The organism is Leptospira sp. GIMC2001 (assembly GCF_028462125.1).
Taxonomy (GTDB): domain Bacteria; phylum Spirochaetota; class Leptospiria; order Leptospirales; family Leptospiraceae.
Genome location: NZ_CP115468.1, coordinates 1,572,367 through 1,587,948, shown reverse-complemented (window position 1 = coordinate 1,587,948; position 15,582 = coordinate 1,572,367). Strand labels below are relative to the sequence as shown.

At 37.3% G+C, this 15,582-nt stretch carries 16 protein-coding genes and 2 pseudogenes; 2 read left to right on the top strand and 16 right to left on the bottom strand.

What is annotated here, in order from left to right; all coding sequences use genetic code 11:
- Complete coding sequence (locus O4O04_RS08690; protein WP_442915936.1) at positions 1–702, top strand: hypothetical protein; 702 nt, start codon at positions 1–3, stop codon at positions 700–702.
- Between the two features lie 24 nt (positions 703–726).
- Here the strand turns inward: O4O04_RS08690 and cobT are convergent, their stop codons facing one another.
- Positions 727–2,478: a nicotinate-nucleotide--dimethylbenzimidazole phosphoribosyltransferase gene (gene cobT / locus O4O04_RS08685; protein ID WP_272535469.1), complete on the bottom strand. Its 1,752-nt coding sequence runs from the start codon at positions 2,476–2,478 to the stop codon at positions 727–729.
- A gap of 53 nt (positions 2,479–2,531) precedes the next feature.
- Here cobT and ileS point away from each other — a divergent pair, with 53 nt between their 5' ends.
- Positions 2,532–5,294 (top strand): isoleucine--tRNA ligase, encoded by a 2,763-nt coding sequence (ileS, locus tag O4O04_RS08680; protein ID WP_272535468.1) that lies wholly within the window; start codon positions 2,532–2,534, stop codon positions 5,292–5,294.
- Positions 5,295–5,375: 81 nt separating this feature from the next.
- Here the strand turns inward: ileS and O4O04_RS08675 are convergent.
- The 15 genes and pseudogenes from O4O04_RS08675 to O4O04_RS08610 all read right to left on the bottom strand — a co-directional run.
- Positions 5,376–5,528, bottom strand: a pseudogene (locus tag O4O04_RS08675) (type II toxin-antitoxin system Phd/YefM family antitoxin); the annotation flags it as partial.
- Between the two features lie 87 nt (positions 5,529–5,615).
- Positions 5,616–6,293 carry a hypothetical protein gene (locus O4O04_RS08670; RefSeq protein WP_272535467.1) on the bottom strand — a complete coding sequence of 226 codons (678 nt, stop codon included), beginning with the start codon at positions 6,291–6,293 and terminating at the stop codon, positions 5,616–5,618.
- A 246-nt stretch (positions 6,294–6,539) separates the two neighbouring features.
- Complete coding sequence (locus tag O4O04_RS08665; protein ID WP_272535465.1) at positions 6,540–6,782, bottom strand: hypothetical protein; 243 nt, start codon at positions 6,780–6,782, stop codon at positions 6,540–6,542.
- A 123-nt stretch (positions 6,783–6,905) separates the two neighbouring features.
- Positions 6,906–7,220 (bottom strand): hypothetical protein, encoded by a 315-nt coding sequence (locus O4O04_RS08660; protein ID WP_272535464.1) that lies wholly within the window; start codon positions 7,218–7,220, stop codon positions 6,906–6,908.
- A gap of 6 nt (positions 7,221–7,226) precedes the next feature.
- Positions 7,227–7,487 (bottom strand): annotated as a pseudogene (locus tag O4O04_RS20465) (PD-(D/E)XK nuclease family transposase); the annotation flags it as partial.
- Between the two features lie 149 nt (positions 7,488–7,636).
- The gene (locus O4O04_RS08655; RefSeq protein ID WP_272535462.1) at positions 7,637–8,398 is read right to left on the bottom strand and encodes an LA_1326/LA_4305 family lipoprotein; all 762 of its coding nucleotides are present in this window, start codon (positions 8,396–8,398) and stop codon (positions 7,637–7,639) included.
- Complete coding sequence (locus O4O04_RS08650; RefSeq protein WP_336297497.1) at positions 8,391–8,765, bottom strand: STAS domain-containing protein; 375 nt, start codon at positions 8,763–8,765, stop codon at positions 8,391–8,393. Before O4O04_RS08650 ends, O4O04_RS08655 begins: the two co-directional genes overlap by 8 nt.
- A 58-nt stretch (positions 8,766–8,823) precedes the next feature.
- Positions 8,824–9,012: a hypothetical protein gene (locus tag O4O04_RS08645; protein WP_272535460.1), complete on the bottom strand. Its 189-nt coding sequence runs from the start codon at positions 9,010–9,012 to the stop codon at positions 8,824–8,826.
- Positions 9,009–9,797 carry a pentapeptide repeat-containing protein gene (locus O4O04_RS08640; protein ID WP_272536054.1) on the bottom strand — a complete coding sequence of 263 codons (789 nt, stop codon included), beginning with the start codon at positions 9,795–9,797 and terminating at the stop codon, positions 9,009–9,011. Before O4O04_RS08640 ends, O4O04_RS08645 begins: the two co-directional genes overlap by 4 nt.
- Positions 9,798–9,861: 64 nt before the next feature.
- The gene (gene rpmE, locus O4O04_RS08635) at positions 9,862–10,062 is read right to left on the bottom strand and encodes a 50S ribosomal protein L31 (RefSeq protein ID WP_272535459.1); all 201 of its coding nucleotides are present in this window, start codon (positions 10,060–10,062) and stop codon (positions 9,862–9,864) included.
- A 14-nt stretch (positions 10,063–10,076) separates the two neighbouring features.
- Positions 10,077–11,471, bottom strand: coding sequence for a transcription termination factor Rho (rho, locus tag O4O04_RS08630; protein WP_272535457.1), 1,395 nt, complete (start codon positions 11,469–11,471; stop codon positions 10,077–10,079).
- Between the two features lie 131 nt (positions 11,472–11,602).
- Entirely contained in the window at positions 11,603–12,949 is a 1,347-nt protein-coding gene (locus tag O4O04_RS08625) for a transcriptional regulator (RefSeq protein ID WP_272535455.1), read from the bottom strand.
- Between the two features lie 58 nt (positions 12,950–13,007).
- Complete coding sequence (locus O4O04_RS08620; protein WP_272535454.1) at positions 13,008–13,664, bottom strand: hypothetical protein; 657 nt, start codon at positions 13,662–13,664, stop codon at positions 13,008–13,010.
- A complete protein-coding gene (locus O4O04_RS08615) occupies positions 13,657–14,616 on the bottom strand; it encodes an adhesin OmpL37 family surface protein (RefSeq protein WP_272535453.1) in 960 nt (319 codons plus the stop codon). Before O4O04_RS08615 ends, O4O04_RS08620 begins: the two co-directional genes overlap by 8 nt.
- A gap of 79 nt (positions 14,617–14,695) precedes the next feature.
- Complete coding sequence (locus O4O04_RS08610) at positions 14,696–15,562, bottom strand: hypothetical protein (protein ID WP_272535451.1); 867 nt, start codon at positions 15,560–15,562, stop codon at positions 14,696–14,698.
- Positions 15,563–15,582 lie beyond the last annotated feature (20 nt).

Below are 15,582 nucleotides of genomic sequence, written 5' to 3'. Positions count from 1 at the left end.
GTGACATCTTCTAGAATCTTATTTATATTTTGCATTATTTTCTTTGGGACATTTGCACATATCCATTCCGAAGTAGATCTAGATTATAATTACGAATACGAAAAAAACGGACCTTATATGAAGTTTTCGGATTGGATTCCGTACAAACTCCATAAATGGGAACCACGCAATTTAGAAGACTTCTACGAATTGGTTGGATTGAAGCAACATTTCGGAGAAAATGAACTGAGGCGCGATATTTATTTCCTAAAGATTGCTTTACAGAAAAAATTCCGCCATCCAAGAAATGCATTATGTAAAATCGAAAGTGAAGAAGAATATTATAAATATCGAAATTTACTTTTCATGCATCTGAATTTGAGAATCATGCGTTCCTATATGAGGCTTGCTTCTCTGTATGACAAAAGACATTTGTATTTCTACAATCTCGACTTCGCAGAAGACTTAAACAGTTCATTCCAGATAGCTGAAGGATTCTATAAAGAAGCTGTTCCCTATTGGGAGAAAGCAAGAGAACATGCTGATACAGCAAATGAAATTCCTTTTGATTTAGATATTGGAACCATTGAGACCGAACGTTTCGAGATAGTGACAGGCAAATTAAACTATGGCTACATCATAGAAGATCATCTTGAAAGATTGTCAAAAAAACAAAAAACTGTTCGAGATGAATTGGCGAGAAGAGAATCCGAAGATAAATAAATATATCTATTACAATCTACCTGTTTATTTATGTTGATCTAGCCGATTCCAATTCACTTCATCCCAAGTCTTCATCTCATCTACGAAACGAACAGATTGTTCCAGAATCGATATAGCCAAAGTAGATCCCGTAGCTTCGCCCAATCTCAATTGTAAGTCCAAAATTGGTTTGACCCCCAGCCGATCTAGAACCAATTTATGTGCTTTCTCGAAAGATAGATGTCCGAAAAGAAGCTTATCTCGAAGACTCGAATCTATCTTTAAGGCGATGACAGCTGCCATCGTCGAGATAAGTCCATCTAACACTATTGCTATGGGTATATTCTTTGCACCAAGAATCACTCCGACCATTCCAGCAATTTCCAGTCCACCCACTGCAACAAGTGCTTCAATTCCTGGACTTTCACTATTTACAACGCGCTTTTTGAATTTCTTTAGTGCTGTCCCAACAACTGAAATTTTCTTTCTCAACTGCGAATCATCAATTCCCGTTCCACGACCCACAATTTCCTCGGGATCTAAATCATAGAAAAAACAAGCTAGAATCACAGAGACAGTTGTATTTCCAATTCCCACTTCACCCAAGGAGAGTACGTCAATACTTGAGTCCATTTCATTCCATAAGTTCTTTCCAACTTCAATAGCCGAGTTCACTTCATCTAAAGTTAGAGCATCTTCTTGCAAAAAATTACGAGTTCCCATTCGAATTTTTTTTCCAATTAGATTTGCGTGTGTTGCAAAACTATGATTCACTCCGAGATCAGCGATATAGAGTTTAGCTCCAACTCCGCGTGTAAGACTTGAAATTGCACCACCACCCGCAAGATATTGATATACCATCTTGTAAGTTGTATCTTGTGAATAGGCACTGATATTTTCTGCGGCGACAGAATGATCACCTGCAACAATGAGTACAGCTTTATTTTGTATAGTTGGATGATTGGTATTCTGAATCCGCGCCAATTGGAATGCAATTTTTTCCAATTCCCCTAAGCTTCCCATAGGCTTGGTTAGAGAATTCATCCGCTCAAGAAAAGCTTCAGGATCAAATTCAAAATTATTCGTATTGATGAAATTGTTTTGCAACTGAGTAGATTTTTTCTCCGAATCATTTGTAAAAATGTTAGAGGCCTCACCCCATTCTTCTTCAAAAACTAAATCTGAAAGATTTTCCCGTCTTGCCCATCCAGTTGACTCTAATATAGGATTATCAGGAAAATCAACGGGATAACCTAAGCATAAATAGGCGATAATTTTATATTCCTCGGGAATTTTTAACAATTTAGGCAACTCAATCGGGTCATAGATACTCATCCAACCAATGCCGATTCCCTCACTCCTTGCGGTAAGCCAAATATTTTGTATCGCAAGACAAGTTGAATAGATGTCGGAATCCGTTACAGTTGTTCTGCCAAGTCTATTGTCTGGGTTTCTTTCTTGATTGCATGTAACAACAAGATGGTGGGGAGAATCAAGAAGTCCTTGGAGCTTGAGGGATGCATATGTTTCGGATCTATCACCTTGCATGGAATGAATCACTTTCTTATTTTCTTTGGTGAAATGATCATAAACCAACTTTTTTGTATCGGAATTGGAGATTAGAAAAAAGTTCCAAGGCTGAGAGAAGCCCACGCTGGGTGCATTGTGTCCAGCTTCTAGAATTTTTTTTAATATTTTCTTAGAAACAGGAGCCGGTCGAAAGTTACGCACATCTCTTCTTCCATAAATTGCCTTGGTCAGACCTAATTTCTCCGCTTCATTAAATTCCATAGACATAAAGTTAGAATTTTTCAGTTTATTTAAGAGGAAACCGTAAAATCTTGGTAGCTATGGCAAAACAGGAAAAAGAAAATCCCTACTCACATACGGTCTTACTCCCTCAGACAGAATTCCCAATGAAAGCGGGACTAGCAACGAGGGAACCAGAACAGATTCGTATTTGGAAAGATGGGAAAATCCTACACAAAATGCGAGACCGCAACGAAGGGAAAAAGGAATTTAACCTACACGATGGGCCTCCCTATGCCAATGGGAATTTTCATTTAGGACATGCACTCAATAAAACTCTAAAAGATATCATCATCAAATCCAAATCACTTGCAGGCTACAAAGTAGATATGATCCCAGGTTGGGATTGCCATGGCCTTCCGATTGAAGTTCAGGTGCTAAAGAATCTAGGCAAAGAAGCTCGAAATATTTCACCGAGTGACCTAAGACAAAAATGTCGCGACTATGCAGAAAGTTTTGTTAAGAAGCAAGGAGGCGATCTCGACAGATTTTTATGTTTCTGGGATGAGGATCATCTCTATAAAACAATGAGCCCAGATTATGAGGCAAAAATTGTCGAAGTCTTTGGTGATCTATTTAACAAAGGCTATATTTATAAAGGCAAAAAACCAGTTTATTGGTGTATCGATTTGGCAACTGCTCATGCGGAAGCAGAAATTGAATACAAAGATCATACTTCTCCGTCAATCTATGTTTTATTTCCAGTTAAAGGAATGAACAATACGTCCTGTCTTATCTGGACAACTACTCCATGGACTTTGCCTGCCAATCTTGCCATCGCATTCAATCGAGAATTAGAATATTCTATTTATTCAACTACAGATTTTGGTGATCTAATCCTTGCAAATGGATTGATCGAATCTGTTACACAAAAGACTGGAGTTCAATTTACTTTTAAGAAAAAATTAACTAATGATGAATTGAGCAAATTTGTATTTCGCCATCCATTCTTAGAACAAGATTCCATTCCCGTTTTCGGAAGCCATGTTACACTAGAAGCTGGAACCGGCTGCGTACACACTGCACCCGGACATGGAACAGATGACTATAAAGTGGGTCTCGAATATGGTTTAGATACTTTTAGTCCTGTAGATCAGTATGGAAAATATACAGACGAATTCCCGATGATGCAAGGTGAGAAAATTTTTGCCGCCAATCCTAAGATAGTCGATCTACTAAGAGAAAAAGGAAAATTGCTACATTTTAGTGAGTTCCAACATTCTTATCCGCATAGTTGGAGATCTAAGAAACCTTTGATCTTTCGTGCAACTCCTCAATGGTTTTTTTCTATGGACGAGAAAGATCTTCGAAAGAACGCATTAGAAGAAATTGATAAAGTAAAATGGATCCCTGACTGGGGAATCACTCGGATTCGTTCCATGGTGCAATCCAGGCCAGACTGGTGCTTATCAAGACAGAGAAATTGGGGAGTGCCCATTCCATCTTTCACCTGTAAATCATGTGAGAAACCCCATATCAATGAAGAATCCATAAGATTTTTCACAAAGCTTGTTCAGAAAGAAGGAATCGAAGTATGGTATACTAAAACCGCGAAAGAGCTACTACCAGAAAATACAAAATGTACGGGCTGTGGATCAGACGATCTTGTCCAAGACAAAGACATTTTAGATGTATGGTTTGATTCTGGGGTTTCCAATTTTGTTGTATTCCCAGATTCATATAACAAGGAATCTACGAATAAACCAACTCCACCCGCAGACCTCTATCTAGAAGGATCTGACCAGCATCGAGGCTGGTTCCAATCTTCTTTATGGCCGTCTATGGCACTTCGTGGCATTCCTCCCTACAAATCGGTGTTAACTCATGGATATATCCTAGATGAGAAAGGACATGCAATGTCTAAATCTCTCGGCAATGGAGTGGACCCTACGACAGATGTAATTGATATCTATGGAGCAGATGTTCTTAGATTATGGATTTCCAGTCTTGATTTCCGTGATGATGTGAAGGCAAGCAAGGATGGAATCAAGGCTGTTGCGGAAAATTACCGAAAGCTAAGAAATACTTTTCGTTATCTATTGGGCAATACCTCTGTGGGAGACGACTCAATCGATCCAAAACAAATGACAAATGTTGATCGCTACTATCTCTCTAAATTGGCAACTCTTTCGGATGAGGTTCAAAAAGCTTATGAGAACTATCAATTCCATATTGTCTACCACCGAATTCTTAACTTCTGCACAGTAGATCTATCACAAGATTACTTCGAAATCATTCGTGACAGAATGTACTGTGATAGCAAGGATTCACTTGAACGAAACTCATCTGTTTCTGCTCTAAAGATCGTTCTAAAGACTCTAACATCACTACTCGCTCCAATCCTAAGTTTTACTTCAGAAGAAGTCTGGAAAGAAGCGGGACTTGCTCAGTCTGTGTTTCTAAATGATTTTCCAAAGATAGACCATCTAAAAGATCCTAATTTAGAATCATCCATGGAATGTATTTTTGCTTCCAAAGATGAGGCTCAAAAAGTTCTAGAAGAAGCTAGAAAAACAGGAAAGATTGGAAAGTCTTTAGATGCAAAGCTTACCATAAAACCTAACAAAGATGATGTGAATCCTCTTTCGAATTTTGATATATCCGAATTGGAACTCTTCTTTGTTACAAGCCAAGTCAGTTTTGAAAAAAGCGATTCCGAAGAAGTTGTATCGCAATTGCAAGGAACCGAATACCAATTTTCTGTAGTCTTACCACAATCAGAAGCCTGCCCAAGATGTTGGAGACATACGAGAGATATGGTAGCAGGAAAATTATGCAGAAGATGTGAGACGGCTATAGCTTAAGACAAATTGCTAGATAGTCCGATTGGTGATGAATGAAACAATTACTATAATCATCACCATAGGATTGTAATTACTTTTATTTCCAATTTTCCTTTTCCCAGCCTTGTTGGAATTTATGGCAATTATCTTCGCTATGGGTTTTTTATTCCGACCAAAAAGTATTTCTACCTATTCACCCTTGCGGACTAACTCTAAGACAAATGAAAAATTATGTTTAAACTCACCTACAGGAAATCACTTCATTCTTTGATATTCACTTATCGTGACAACTTGTTAAGATAGAAATTAGGATTTCAATATCTATATTCAGGGGAAAATATGTCATTCCACTACCTCTAGAATCTGGTACCGTGTTGCCAGAAAAAAATGAAATTCCGGGGGATCAAAAAGTCCAACACTCCTCTCACAAGAACTATACAATCCAGAAAAAGTTACGATCCATTTCGCGGTAATATTCTGATCAATCTTTAGAGGTACTAAATATTGTTTAAACCTGCTATCACGCGCATTGATCAACTCTTTGTGAGCAGAATCAGTTGGATTTTGCTTATGAAGTAATTTTGTGGCGGATCTTGTATCTGGGTTGTATTCAAATATGGATTTGTAAATAGAACTTGTATCCAATGTCGTTTCCGAATCAAAAATACATACACTCGCAATACTGACATTCTGTGTTTTAGAAACTTGATTAGCAGATAACTTGGATATAGTGATAGAATCAGCAGTCTCATTAACTATACGAAATAGATCACTTCTATTTTCAACAAAACAATGTCCGTTTAAATCTTTAACAGAATTTGGATCGGCACAACGACCTATGGAAGCGAGTATTGAGTATTCAAAACTTCTAGTATAATGATCATCTTCCATTTCACACTCTTTATCACCCATTGCCAATCCGATATTTTTGCAGTATTCTGTACTTCCAGGATCTGAAGAGTCTTTATTGTAGCAGTTTATCGCTGTTAGAAAAATTAAAATAAAAATTGTATATTTCATAGTCGGTTGATTATCTCATTACGTATTTGTATGTTAGCTATATTGAAAATATAGTATTATTGAATACAATAATGTTGAAAATCATATATTTTAGAAATATAGAATTTTCTAAATAGAGTATTAATGCCAATTTCGCAATAAATCGCAATTTTTAGTATTTTAAATAACTAATAGAGAAAATGAGGTTTGTCCCAACACAAAAAATGTTATTGTGTCGGTTGCTTAAGAAATGGGAGCTTAATGAGATTAAGTCGTTTCGTCTAAGTCTTGCGGAACTATAGAATCTGATTCAGATGTTGGGGCTGTATCAAGCTGATCCATTTCTTTTGGACTTTCATCGGAATTTTCTGAAACAGATGGGTTCAATTCATCGGAACCTTCAGATCCTGGTTCACCTTTATTTTGTTTTTTTAGACGCTTCTCATCTTGTTTTTTTTTCTTAGCTAGGTCTTTTTGGCGCTTTTCGTAGCTGTAGTTGTTTTTTGCCAATTTGTCTTCCTTATAGTGTCATTTTTACAGAATTTCAAACATCCATGAGCAAGACAGAAGAATTCTATAGTCAATTCAAAATTCAGTCATATACCTACACAATTCTGCAGAATTAAAACTAATTTAAATTTTTCTTGAGTCGTTTTCCACCAAATCTTTTAAATCAACTTCCTTAAGGCCAGTAATTTCCAAAATCTGATTCATCGCGATACCGAGATTTGACATTTTTTTGGCAGTCTCTAATGCTTTATCACGGATACCTTTTTCAATACCTTCTTCGAGACCTAACTGATACCTAGCTGCCAATTGATATACATAATTTTGATCTGTTCGCAGTCTTTCTTCAACTTGCCTTCTCATCTCAGGATCGGCTGAATAAAGCTCGAGAACTCCGTAAGCGTTTTTCAAGTCTGGTTGTTGTTTCAAAACCTTTAACATATCATCCTACGTCGCCTTATGTATATTATTGAATAGCCATAGCCAAATCTCTTGGGTATTCGAAAGTTTATCGACTTGTTTTTTTTGAAAACGCCATAATTCAACATATACAATTTTAAAATCGTTGGTGAGAATCAGATTAGGATTCAATTCTTCTCTAAGTTGAAATATCTTAACAATACTTTCCTCCTTAAATACGGGAAAGTCAACTAAATTTATCTGAATTATTGGATTGATTTTTTGATAGGATTCGCCAGCTTTCAGTTGGCTAGAAAGGTATTTCTAAAAATTGGAAGTAAAAGTGGATAGAGCTAGAAAAAACTTTATAAAAATTGTAAATAACAAAATAATTGAATCAAACCTAATGATCCAAAAATACACTCAGCTATTCGGCTAAAATTTAATTCTAATGTCGATTAGTCGACGTCGCGAATGATAATTTCTGACTTTGGTTTTTTGGAATCTTCGGCAAGCTTGTTCGATTCTTTATCAATCTCAGGCTCTTCTGTTTTCCTTTTTTCGAATTTGAATTTTGATGGATCAGTTGTGTCAAACTGCAACCACATCCGATTCTTGAAACCATTCACTAAAGCAAAATCAAAGAATTTATTTTCTACAATATTGATCGGATCATAATTGTTGCGAAATTGAATCTCGGGAATAACCGACCATTCATAATAGTTCGATGTTTCAATTCCGATCATATCTTGGTGAATCTCAGAAAATAATATATTGATTCCTTTTTTATTTTGGAAAAGAAGAAAAGTGGTTCGAAGATCTCTAGATACTACACCTTTTACATCGTTGAATTTAGTGATAACAATCAAAGTCTTTGTCTCATCCAGATCCGATACGGCAACTTTGAGATCCGGGATAATATCATTCAATTCATCTTCTGGAAAAATATAATAGATCATATCTCCCACGGAACTTTCTTTCTTAAATTTCAAATTGCCAAGAATGCCTTTCCATTGATCTTCTGTTATATTTTTGATAGGATGCTTTAAAGGACTTTCTTCCAAAAGCCTTCTATCTCTAGTTGCAATCGCATCAACCTCAAGACTGTAATAGCCCGCCTTATAGCTTCGATGGATCAATTTCCTTGCATTCACTCCCGATGCGCAATTCAGGACGAAGGTAAGGATCAATAAAGATACGGATAAGTGAATTCTATTCATGGTATTTACTCAAATATTTTTGAAATTCTGGAAATCTGTCTATGTATTCGTTCAATGTTAAGGTGGTTAAAATATGCTGCAAACCAGATAATCTAAAAACAGAAAAAAGTGTTTTGTTGAGATTGAAAACAGTGATATCAATTCCCTTTTCTTTGGCAAGATTTGTACACTTGATGATTGCTCCGATGCCAGAGGAATCCAAGAATCGAACTTCTCCGAAATTGATACTCAGATGCTTTACTTCTAAATCTTTACCAATTCCCATTCCTTCAAATTCTAGGAAAAAATTTCTAGAATTATCCATCAGGATATCTTCCATGATCGTCAGAAGTAAATGATTATTGGATTTATGAGACTCAATCAGCATGCCTTAGCCATGGTATGCGATAATATTCTGATTGTAAAGCAAACTGTCAATATTTCTTCTAAGTGAGAAGTTCCAATTCATTCGGAAGGAATTCAATCTCATGAGGAAATCCTTCCTTATCCAAATACTTGGTCTTAATTTTCTCAGAATTGATTTCTAATATCTCAACCGTTGAATTGGTATGCACAAAGATTCCTTGATTGAGGAAGGTTCTTTTTAAAATTTTGGCCTTATCTCCTGGTTTCAAGCAGGTGCTTCCTCTTTCTTCATATAGATATCCTTGCCTTCTTTCTTCATAACATCAAAAATATGCAAGTTCTTGGGATCAACTCGAGTTCCAATATCATACAATGCACCAGTAAAGTCCGCACCTTCCAAATTGGCACCTGTGAGCTTTGCCCATCTTAGGTCGGCTCCACGAAAATTTGCATTTGTAAGGTTCGATCCGTTGAAGAATGCTCCTTTTAGATTAGCCCCAGAAAAATTGGCACCTGAGAAATTGGATGTCTGCAAGAATGCATTGTGTAAGTTAGCATTTGTGAAATCTACATTTGATAGATCTTCTTTTTCTAACATAACACTTGATAGGTTTACATTCACCAAATTGCCTTGCTCTTTCAATGTGTTCAACGCCATAGATTTAGTGATTCTCTTTTCAGGAGGGACACCTTGTCCGGTTTCATGATCATTGACAGCTTTATGCAAAGCTTGAATCGCTGATTCGGGATAATTTTTTCTTCGCTCTGGGAATTCGAAGTAGGATTCAAGATCACTCGAAGTTAGAGCTTTGATTTCTTCTAAAGTTTTGCCTTTTGCTGCTTCACATGCGAAAGCAAGAGCAACGATGCCAAAACCACAGCCAGTGGTTGTGTAGCTTGCATCAGAGACACGATCGTTCTCATCAATTTTTAAATAGATTCTGTATCCGTCGCCACAACCAGTGTTTCTATAATAAGAAACAACTGTTGCATCTTCCATCTCGTGGTAGTTTAGACGTTGGTCGTTGATCTCTTTGTATTTGTCAAAATCCATGACCTTGTTCATGATAAACTCCTAAACGAAACTAATATAAAGATTAGACGATACCAAGTATCATCTATTTCATTTTATATTTTTTCTTAAATTTGTCAACTCGACCTGCAGTATCCAGAATCTTAGCCTTACCGGTAAAGAATGGATGGCAAGCAGAACAAATTTCTACAGAGATATCACCAGCTGTGGATTTGGTTTCATAAACCGCACCACATGCACATTTGATCTTGGCAGCTACATATTTAGGATGAATATCTACTTTCATAAGGATTTCCTGGATTAATTCGTGTTCATGCTGGCTAAAAAGGCTTCGTTGGTCTTCGTAACCCTCATTTTCTCCAACAATAATTCCATGCTTTCTGTGATGCTCATAGGGGAAAGTACTTTTCGTAACACGAAAACCTTCTGCAAAATATCTGGAGGAAGCAACAATTCTTCCTTTCTTGTTCCCGATTTATTGAAATCAATGGCAGGGAAAATTCGCTTATCCGAGAGTTTTCTATCCAAATGGATCTCCATATTACCCGTTCCCTTGAATTCCTCGAAAATAACTTCGTCCATTCTAGATCCCGTGTCTACAAGAGCCGTCGCAATGATTGTAAGCGATCCGCCCTCTTCAATATTTCTCGCGGCACCAAAGAATCTTTTCGGTTTATGAAGAGCATTGGAGTCAACACCACCCGAGAGAATTTTACCTGAAGTTGGAATTACTTGGTTGTAAGCTCTAGCAAGTCTTGTGATAGAATCGAGAAGAATTACCACATCTTTCTCGTGCTCGACTAGCCTCTTAGCCTTCTCAATTACCATCTCGGCCACTTGAACGTGGCGCTGAGCTGGCTCATCGAATGTAGAACTCACAACTTCCCCTTTAACATTTCTTGCCATATCCGTTACTTCTTCTGGACGCTCATCAATAAGAAGAACGATCAGAACAACCTCAGGATGATTCTTGGTAATCGCATTTGCAATATTTTGCATAAGAACTGTCTTACCTGTTCTGGGTGGTGCAACGATAAGTGCACGTTGCCCTTTTCCAATCGGACACATAAGATCCATGATTCTTGTGTCCATATGGGATGGATCAAATTCCATTTGGAATTTTTCCATTGGATAGAGAGGAGTTAAGTTATCAAAAAGGGCTCTCTTCTGAGCTTGGTCAACCGGATAACCGTTGATCGTCTCCACACGAAGCATAGCAAAGAAACGCTCAGCTTCTTTTGGTGGACGAATGAGGCCAGTGATCGTGTCACCAGTTCTCAATCCAAATAGTTTGATCTGAGATGGAGATACATAGATATCATCTGGTCCTGGCACATAGTTGTAGTCAGGCGACCGAAGGAATCCATATCCTTCGGGAAGTTTCTCCATTACGCCGGCTGCATGGACTTGTCCATCGCGCTCGGTCTGAGCTTGGAGAATAGCAAAGATTAAATTTTGTTTTTTGAGACCATGAGTGTTCTCAACTCCAAGATTTTTTGCAATCTCGGTCATTTCATTGATGCTGCGTTTTTTTAGTTCTACGATATCGATTGGCTCTGGGGCTTGGCCATCAAAGGATTTTCTTCGCTTCTTACCGCGATGTCCTTGGGGAGATTCACTGGGCTCTGTTTCAACTGTTGAAACACCGTTGGATACGGCTTCGTCTTGTTCTAGGTAATCATTTTTGTTCTTCACATGGGTTCTCTTAAGATGTTAGATTTCGGAATTTCAGGTTGAACCTGATAGATTAGTATTGAGAAGTAGAAACACTTGATTACAGCATTTCTATTCATAAGGTTTTTGCCTATTGGATAACAGTCAAGGGTTTATTTGTTTTTTTTAGCTTTTTTTGAAGGCTTTTTCTTTGGTGCTTTCTTGGTTCTATTGATCTTATTGCTTGATTCTAGCTGCTTTTTCGAATTCGATTTATTCTTTGTTTTAGATTGTATTTTAGATTTAGTTTCTAATTTAGATTTGTTTTCTATTTTTAACTTGGATTCAGTTCTAGATTGAGATTCAATTTTTTTCTTAGACGCAGGTTGCTTTTGGGAAGTGGATTTCCGATTATCCGAATTAGAATCCTCTGAGCCAGTTGGTTTTGTAGTCGATTCATTCTTCTTGGTTCTAGATTGAGGTGCCCTTTTTCGTGGAATCGGATCTTTGGAATGATTCGAGAATCTTTTTTCCAGCTCAAGAAATCGAATCCGATTCTGAAGAGTGGACCTAGGAATTCCCAATTCATCAGAAGTATGTGATACATTTCTATGATTTCGCAGAAGACTTTGGTAGATGTAAAAACTCTCCGTCTCTTTGAGGACTAACTCTAAAGGCAATTTATTGGCAAAAGCCTCTTCCAAAGATGGAAAAACAAATCCTTCATCATTTTGATTCTGGATACTCTGTCTAAGTAAACTAAAATGGTAGAGATAACCGACCATTTTGTCCGCTTGAGAGAGAGTTACAATTCGTACCATATATCCTATTTTGGGTAGAAGAGTCTGTAGAACTTTTCCATGCTCGTTGCTTGCATTGATATCTAAATCATTTGCTTTGAGAAATCCAGCGAATACGTCTTTGTTTAGATCACGAAGAAATCTCTCCGCAAAGGATACACTATTTCGGAAATGAGGTTGGCTTAGAATTCCTTTCTCAAATTTCTCATTATAAAAAATCGTATGACCATCTAAATCCGTTGCAAAAAGCGGATCGCTAAAACTTTCCAAAATCAATTGCATAAACCACTGAACTGGATTTTTTTCTTTTGATTCCTTTTGGTCTGCCCGCGATTCAGAATTTCGATCACCTTGTGCGGATCTATTACGAACAGTCTGTTCGGATTCCAATTCTGAGGCAGCAAGTTCATTGGTCGCCATTTTCGAATATTCGGCAAGTAGTCTTGGTTTATCCCAACTGTCCTTTCGAGTCCCTTGAAGATCGATAACAGGAATTTTGCCATGAATGGAAAAATAGCTTATCAGAGTCTCAGAAAGATCTTTGTCAATAAATCCTTCAGGAATAGATTCTATTTCCATGGATGACCTTGAAAGATCAGACATTTCTATCTGCAATTTTTCTTTGGAGAGAAAACCAATAAGCTTACTTGCTTCGTCGATCACAGGAATATGTGATACCTGTGTGAGCATAAAATGTTTATATAAAGACTCAGTCCGCATTCGTTGTCCCAATATCCAAGAATGCTCTAAGATGGTAAAGATTTTTTATTGAATCTTGTTAGTTTAGAACTTCGAATGTGGAAGCAGGAACTTTTCCCGTTTCGAGGTTTTGGCTCGAGCCTGGGATCATATCTTTCATCCAGTAACTATAAGTTGTGTGGTATTTGGTAGGAAGAGCCAACTCAGCTTCTCTATATGAATGAAAAGAATACAAAATTGAACGTTTCAATGCATGTAAAGAAAGATTCGGATTGTTCATAACTAAATATTTTTTGGCATTTTCTTTTTCTTTTTTAGCCATATCATAATAGCGTTGAACTTTTTCTTTTCGATTCAAATCTTTTGCTGTCTTATCGTGAGTCGCTGTGATCTGAGATCTAGCATAAGATTCAATCAATTCTTGACTGTATTGAAGAGTCGCTTCCGCATAGGAAATCTGCAACATATGCAAGTCACCCTCAAGAAATGTCATCACTCGCCCAATTTCGGCAGCGGTGTTCTCGCGGTAGGCTAGATCCAATTTTTCCTTAATCGATACAGATCTCTGAGAGTAACGTTCTAGATTCCAACCACCCATTGCAATATCCACTTCATCTACAATTTTCAGTTTAGAATCTATCTGTTTTTTACGTTCTCGAATAGAAAGCGTTGTGCCAGAAGCAACCAATTCCAGTCCTGCAATCAAAATTAGAAATAGGATAATTTTCTTATTCATACTTTGGTGTGCCATCCGTATTGAACTTAGGAATAGGCGGAACTTTTTCTCGGTCTATGGAATCGGTTTCTTTGATTTCGAAATTTGCTTCCATAATCAAATCCAAACGATTTTCTGTAATCATTCCATAATTATCATCGTGTTGCTCGAAAAGATCAAGCGGAGTTGCTTGAGGATTTGCTGGTGGAACAACTTTGCGTTCAAGCCTCTTATTATCAACGTAGTTGGACAGATTGTTCTTGACCTTATCATAATTTGGTTCTTTGGGCTCTTCCCGAGCCTCCTTTAAATCATCCAATGACCAATATTGGTATTCCGCTTTGTCTTCATCTGGAGTTTTGGATGCAAGCATTGCAAGAATTGCGTATCTTTTGCCTCGTCTTAGTATTGTTATACCTTCAGAATACAAAAGAATTTTATAACGATATTGATAGGGAGATGAATTGAATCCCATTAGAAAACGGTCTTCGCCAGTTCGCAAATCACGAAACCCAAGTCTGAGAAGTGCCTTTGCAACATTGTCATCTGAACGAATGATCGCAGGCGCAGTTGACTCAAGCAAAGCTCTAGTATCTTCTAAATACTTCTGAATAGCAAGTTCATATCCCTCTTTCATTCTACCTTGAGCTTCTCTCAATTGGCGGAATGCTAGACTGTAATTACTTTGAAGATACCACATATTTCCATTGAAGTCTAGTTGGTTGATATCTCGAATGATTCGATAGTAGTCGTGGTCAATATTTTTCTGAGCAGGTTGTCCTTCGGCTTCTCCAGATGGCTTACTTTCTTGAGCCGGAGCAAGATTGCTCATACAGACATTGAGAAAATTGATATTCTTCTTATTCTCATCAATCAATATACCAAGATTGGTTTGGTCTGGAGATACTGCCCCGATATGGGAGAGTTGTAAAATTGCTAGAAAGAAAACGAGTATGATTCTTATAGTTCCCATGATGTCTCCTTTAGAAATATCGGAGACTTGGAAAATTTCCTAGGTTTTTTTTTGGTGAAAAATTGCTCATCCAAATCTCTCAACTGGAATATGAGCCGATGCGGAGTATTTCATAGATCGATCTGCCCTGCAATGATGCATAGAGAACGTAAATGATTCCGAATAGATAGCTCATACCAGCCAAATAAATTATACCAATAGCCAAGTATTTATGCAAACCAATTGCGAATAGAATCCAAGCTAGTAGAGGCAGTATCTGCATTCCGTGCAGTCCAAAGAAATGAGCAATCCTTAGATCCCCACCTGTTTTCGCCCATCGGGTAAAGGGAATTTTTTGCGATGGATCTTTCTCGTTTACAGAATGGGATCCAAGAGTAAGACCAATTGGACTTTTGTTTTCTTGGATTTTTTGAATTTGTTCAGCTCCAGGTTTTGTCATCGCAAAGGCAACTCCCATGGATAGGAAACTGATCAAGAGACCAACTCGCATTCCATGATCAAGTATTGCATTTCCCGTTAGTGTTTGAAAAGAATTGTAAACATAGACCGACATCACAATCCATACAATAGTTATTGCAACTGCCATAATTTGAAAAAGAATCATATCTTCAACGGTTGTATAATTGAAATGACTCATTCGTCCGCGGTAGGCTTGCATGGAAATAATGATAAGCTCGATAGTCAAACAAATTGATATTATCCAATTCGTATAAAAGAGAATTCTGGTTTTGTCAAAATAAGAACTAAAAATTATAAAGGTTATCGCAAATATTAAACTTGATATCGCAAACTTCAATGGCTTAAGCCAAATCGGAGAATAGTCCAAGATACGTTTGTCAAAAATGAGTCCACCCAAAGAGAGAATCAAGAATCCAATTGATACAATTACAAGTATCTGTAAGCTATTATCACTCGCTTTGATATTCACAAATTTTGCTAATTCCATAATCGAAAATCCTCCTAACG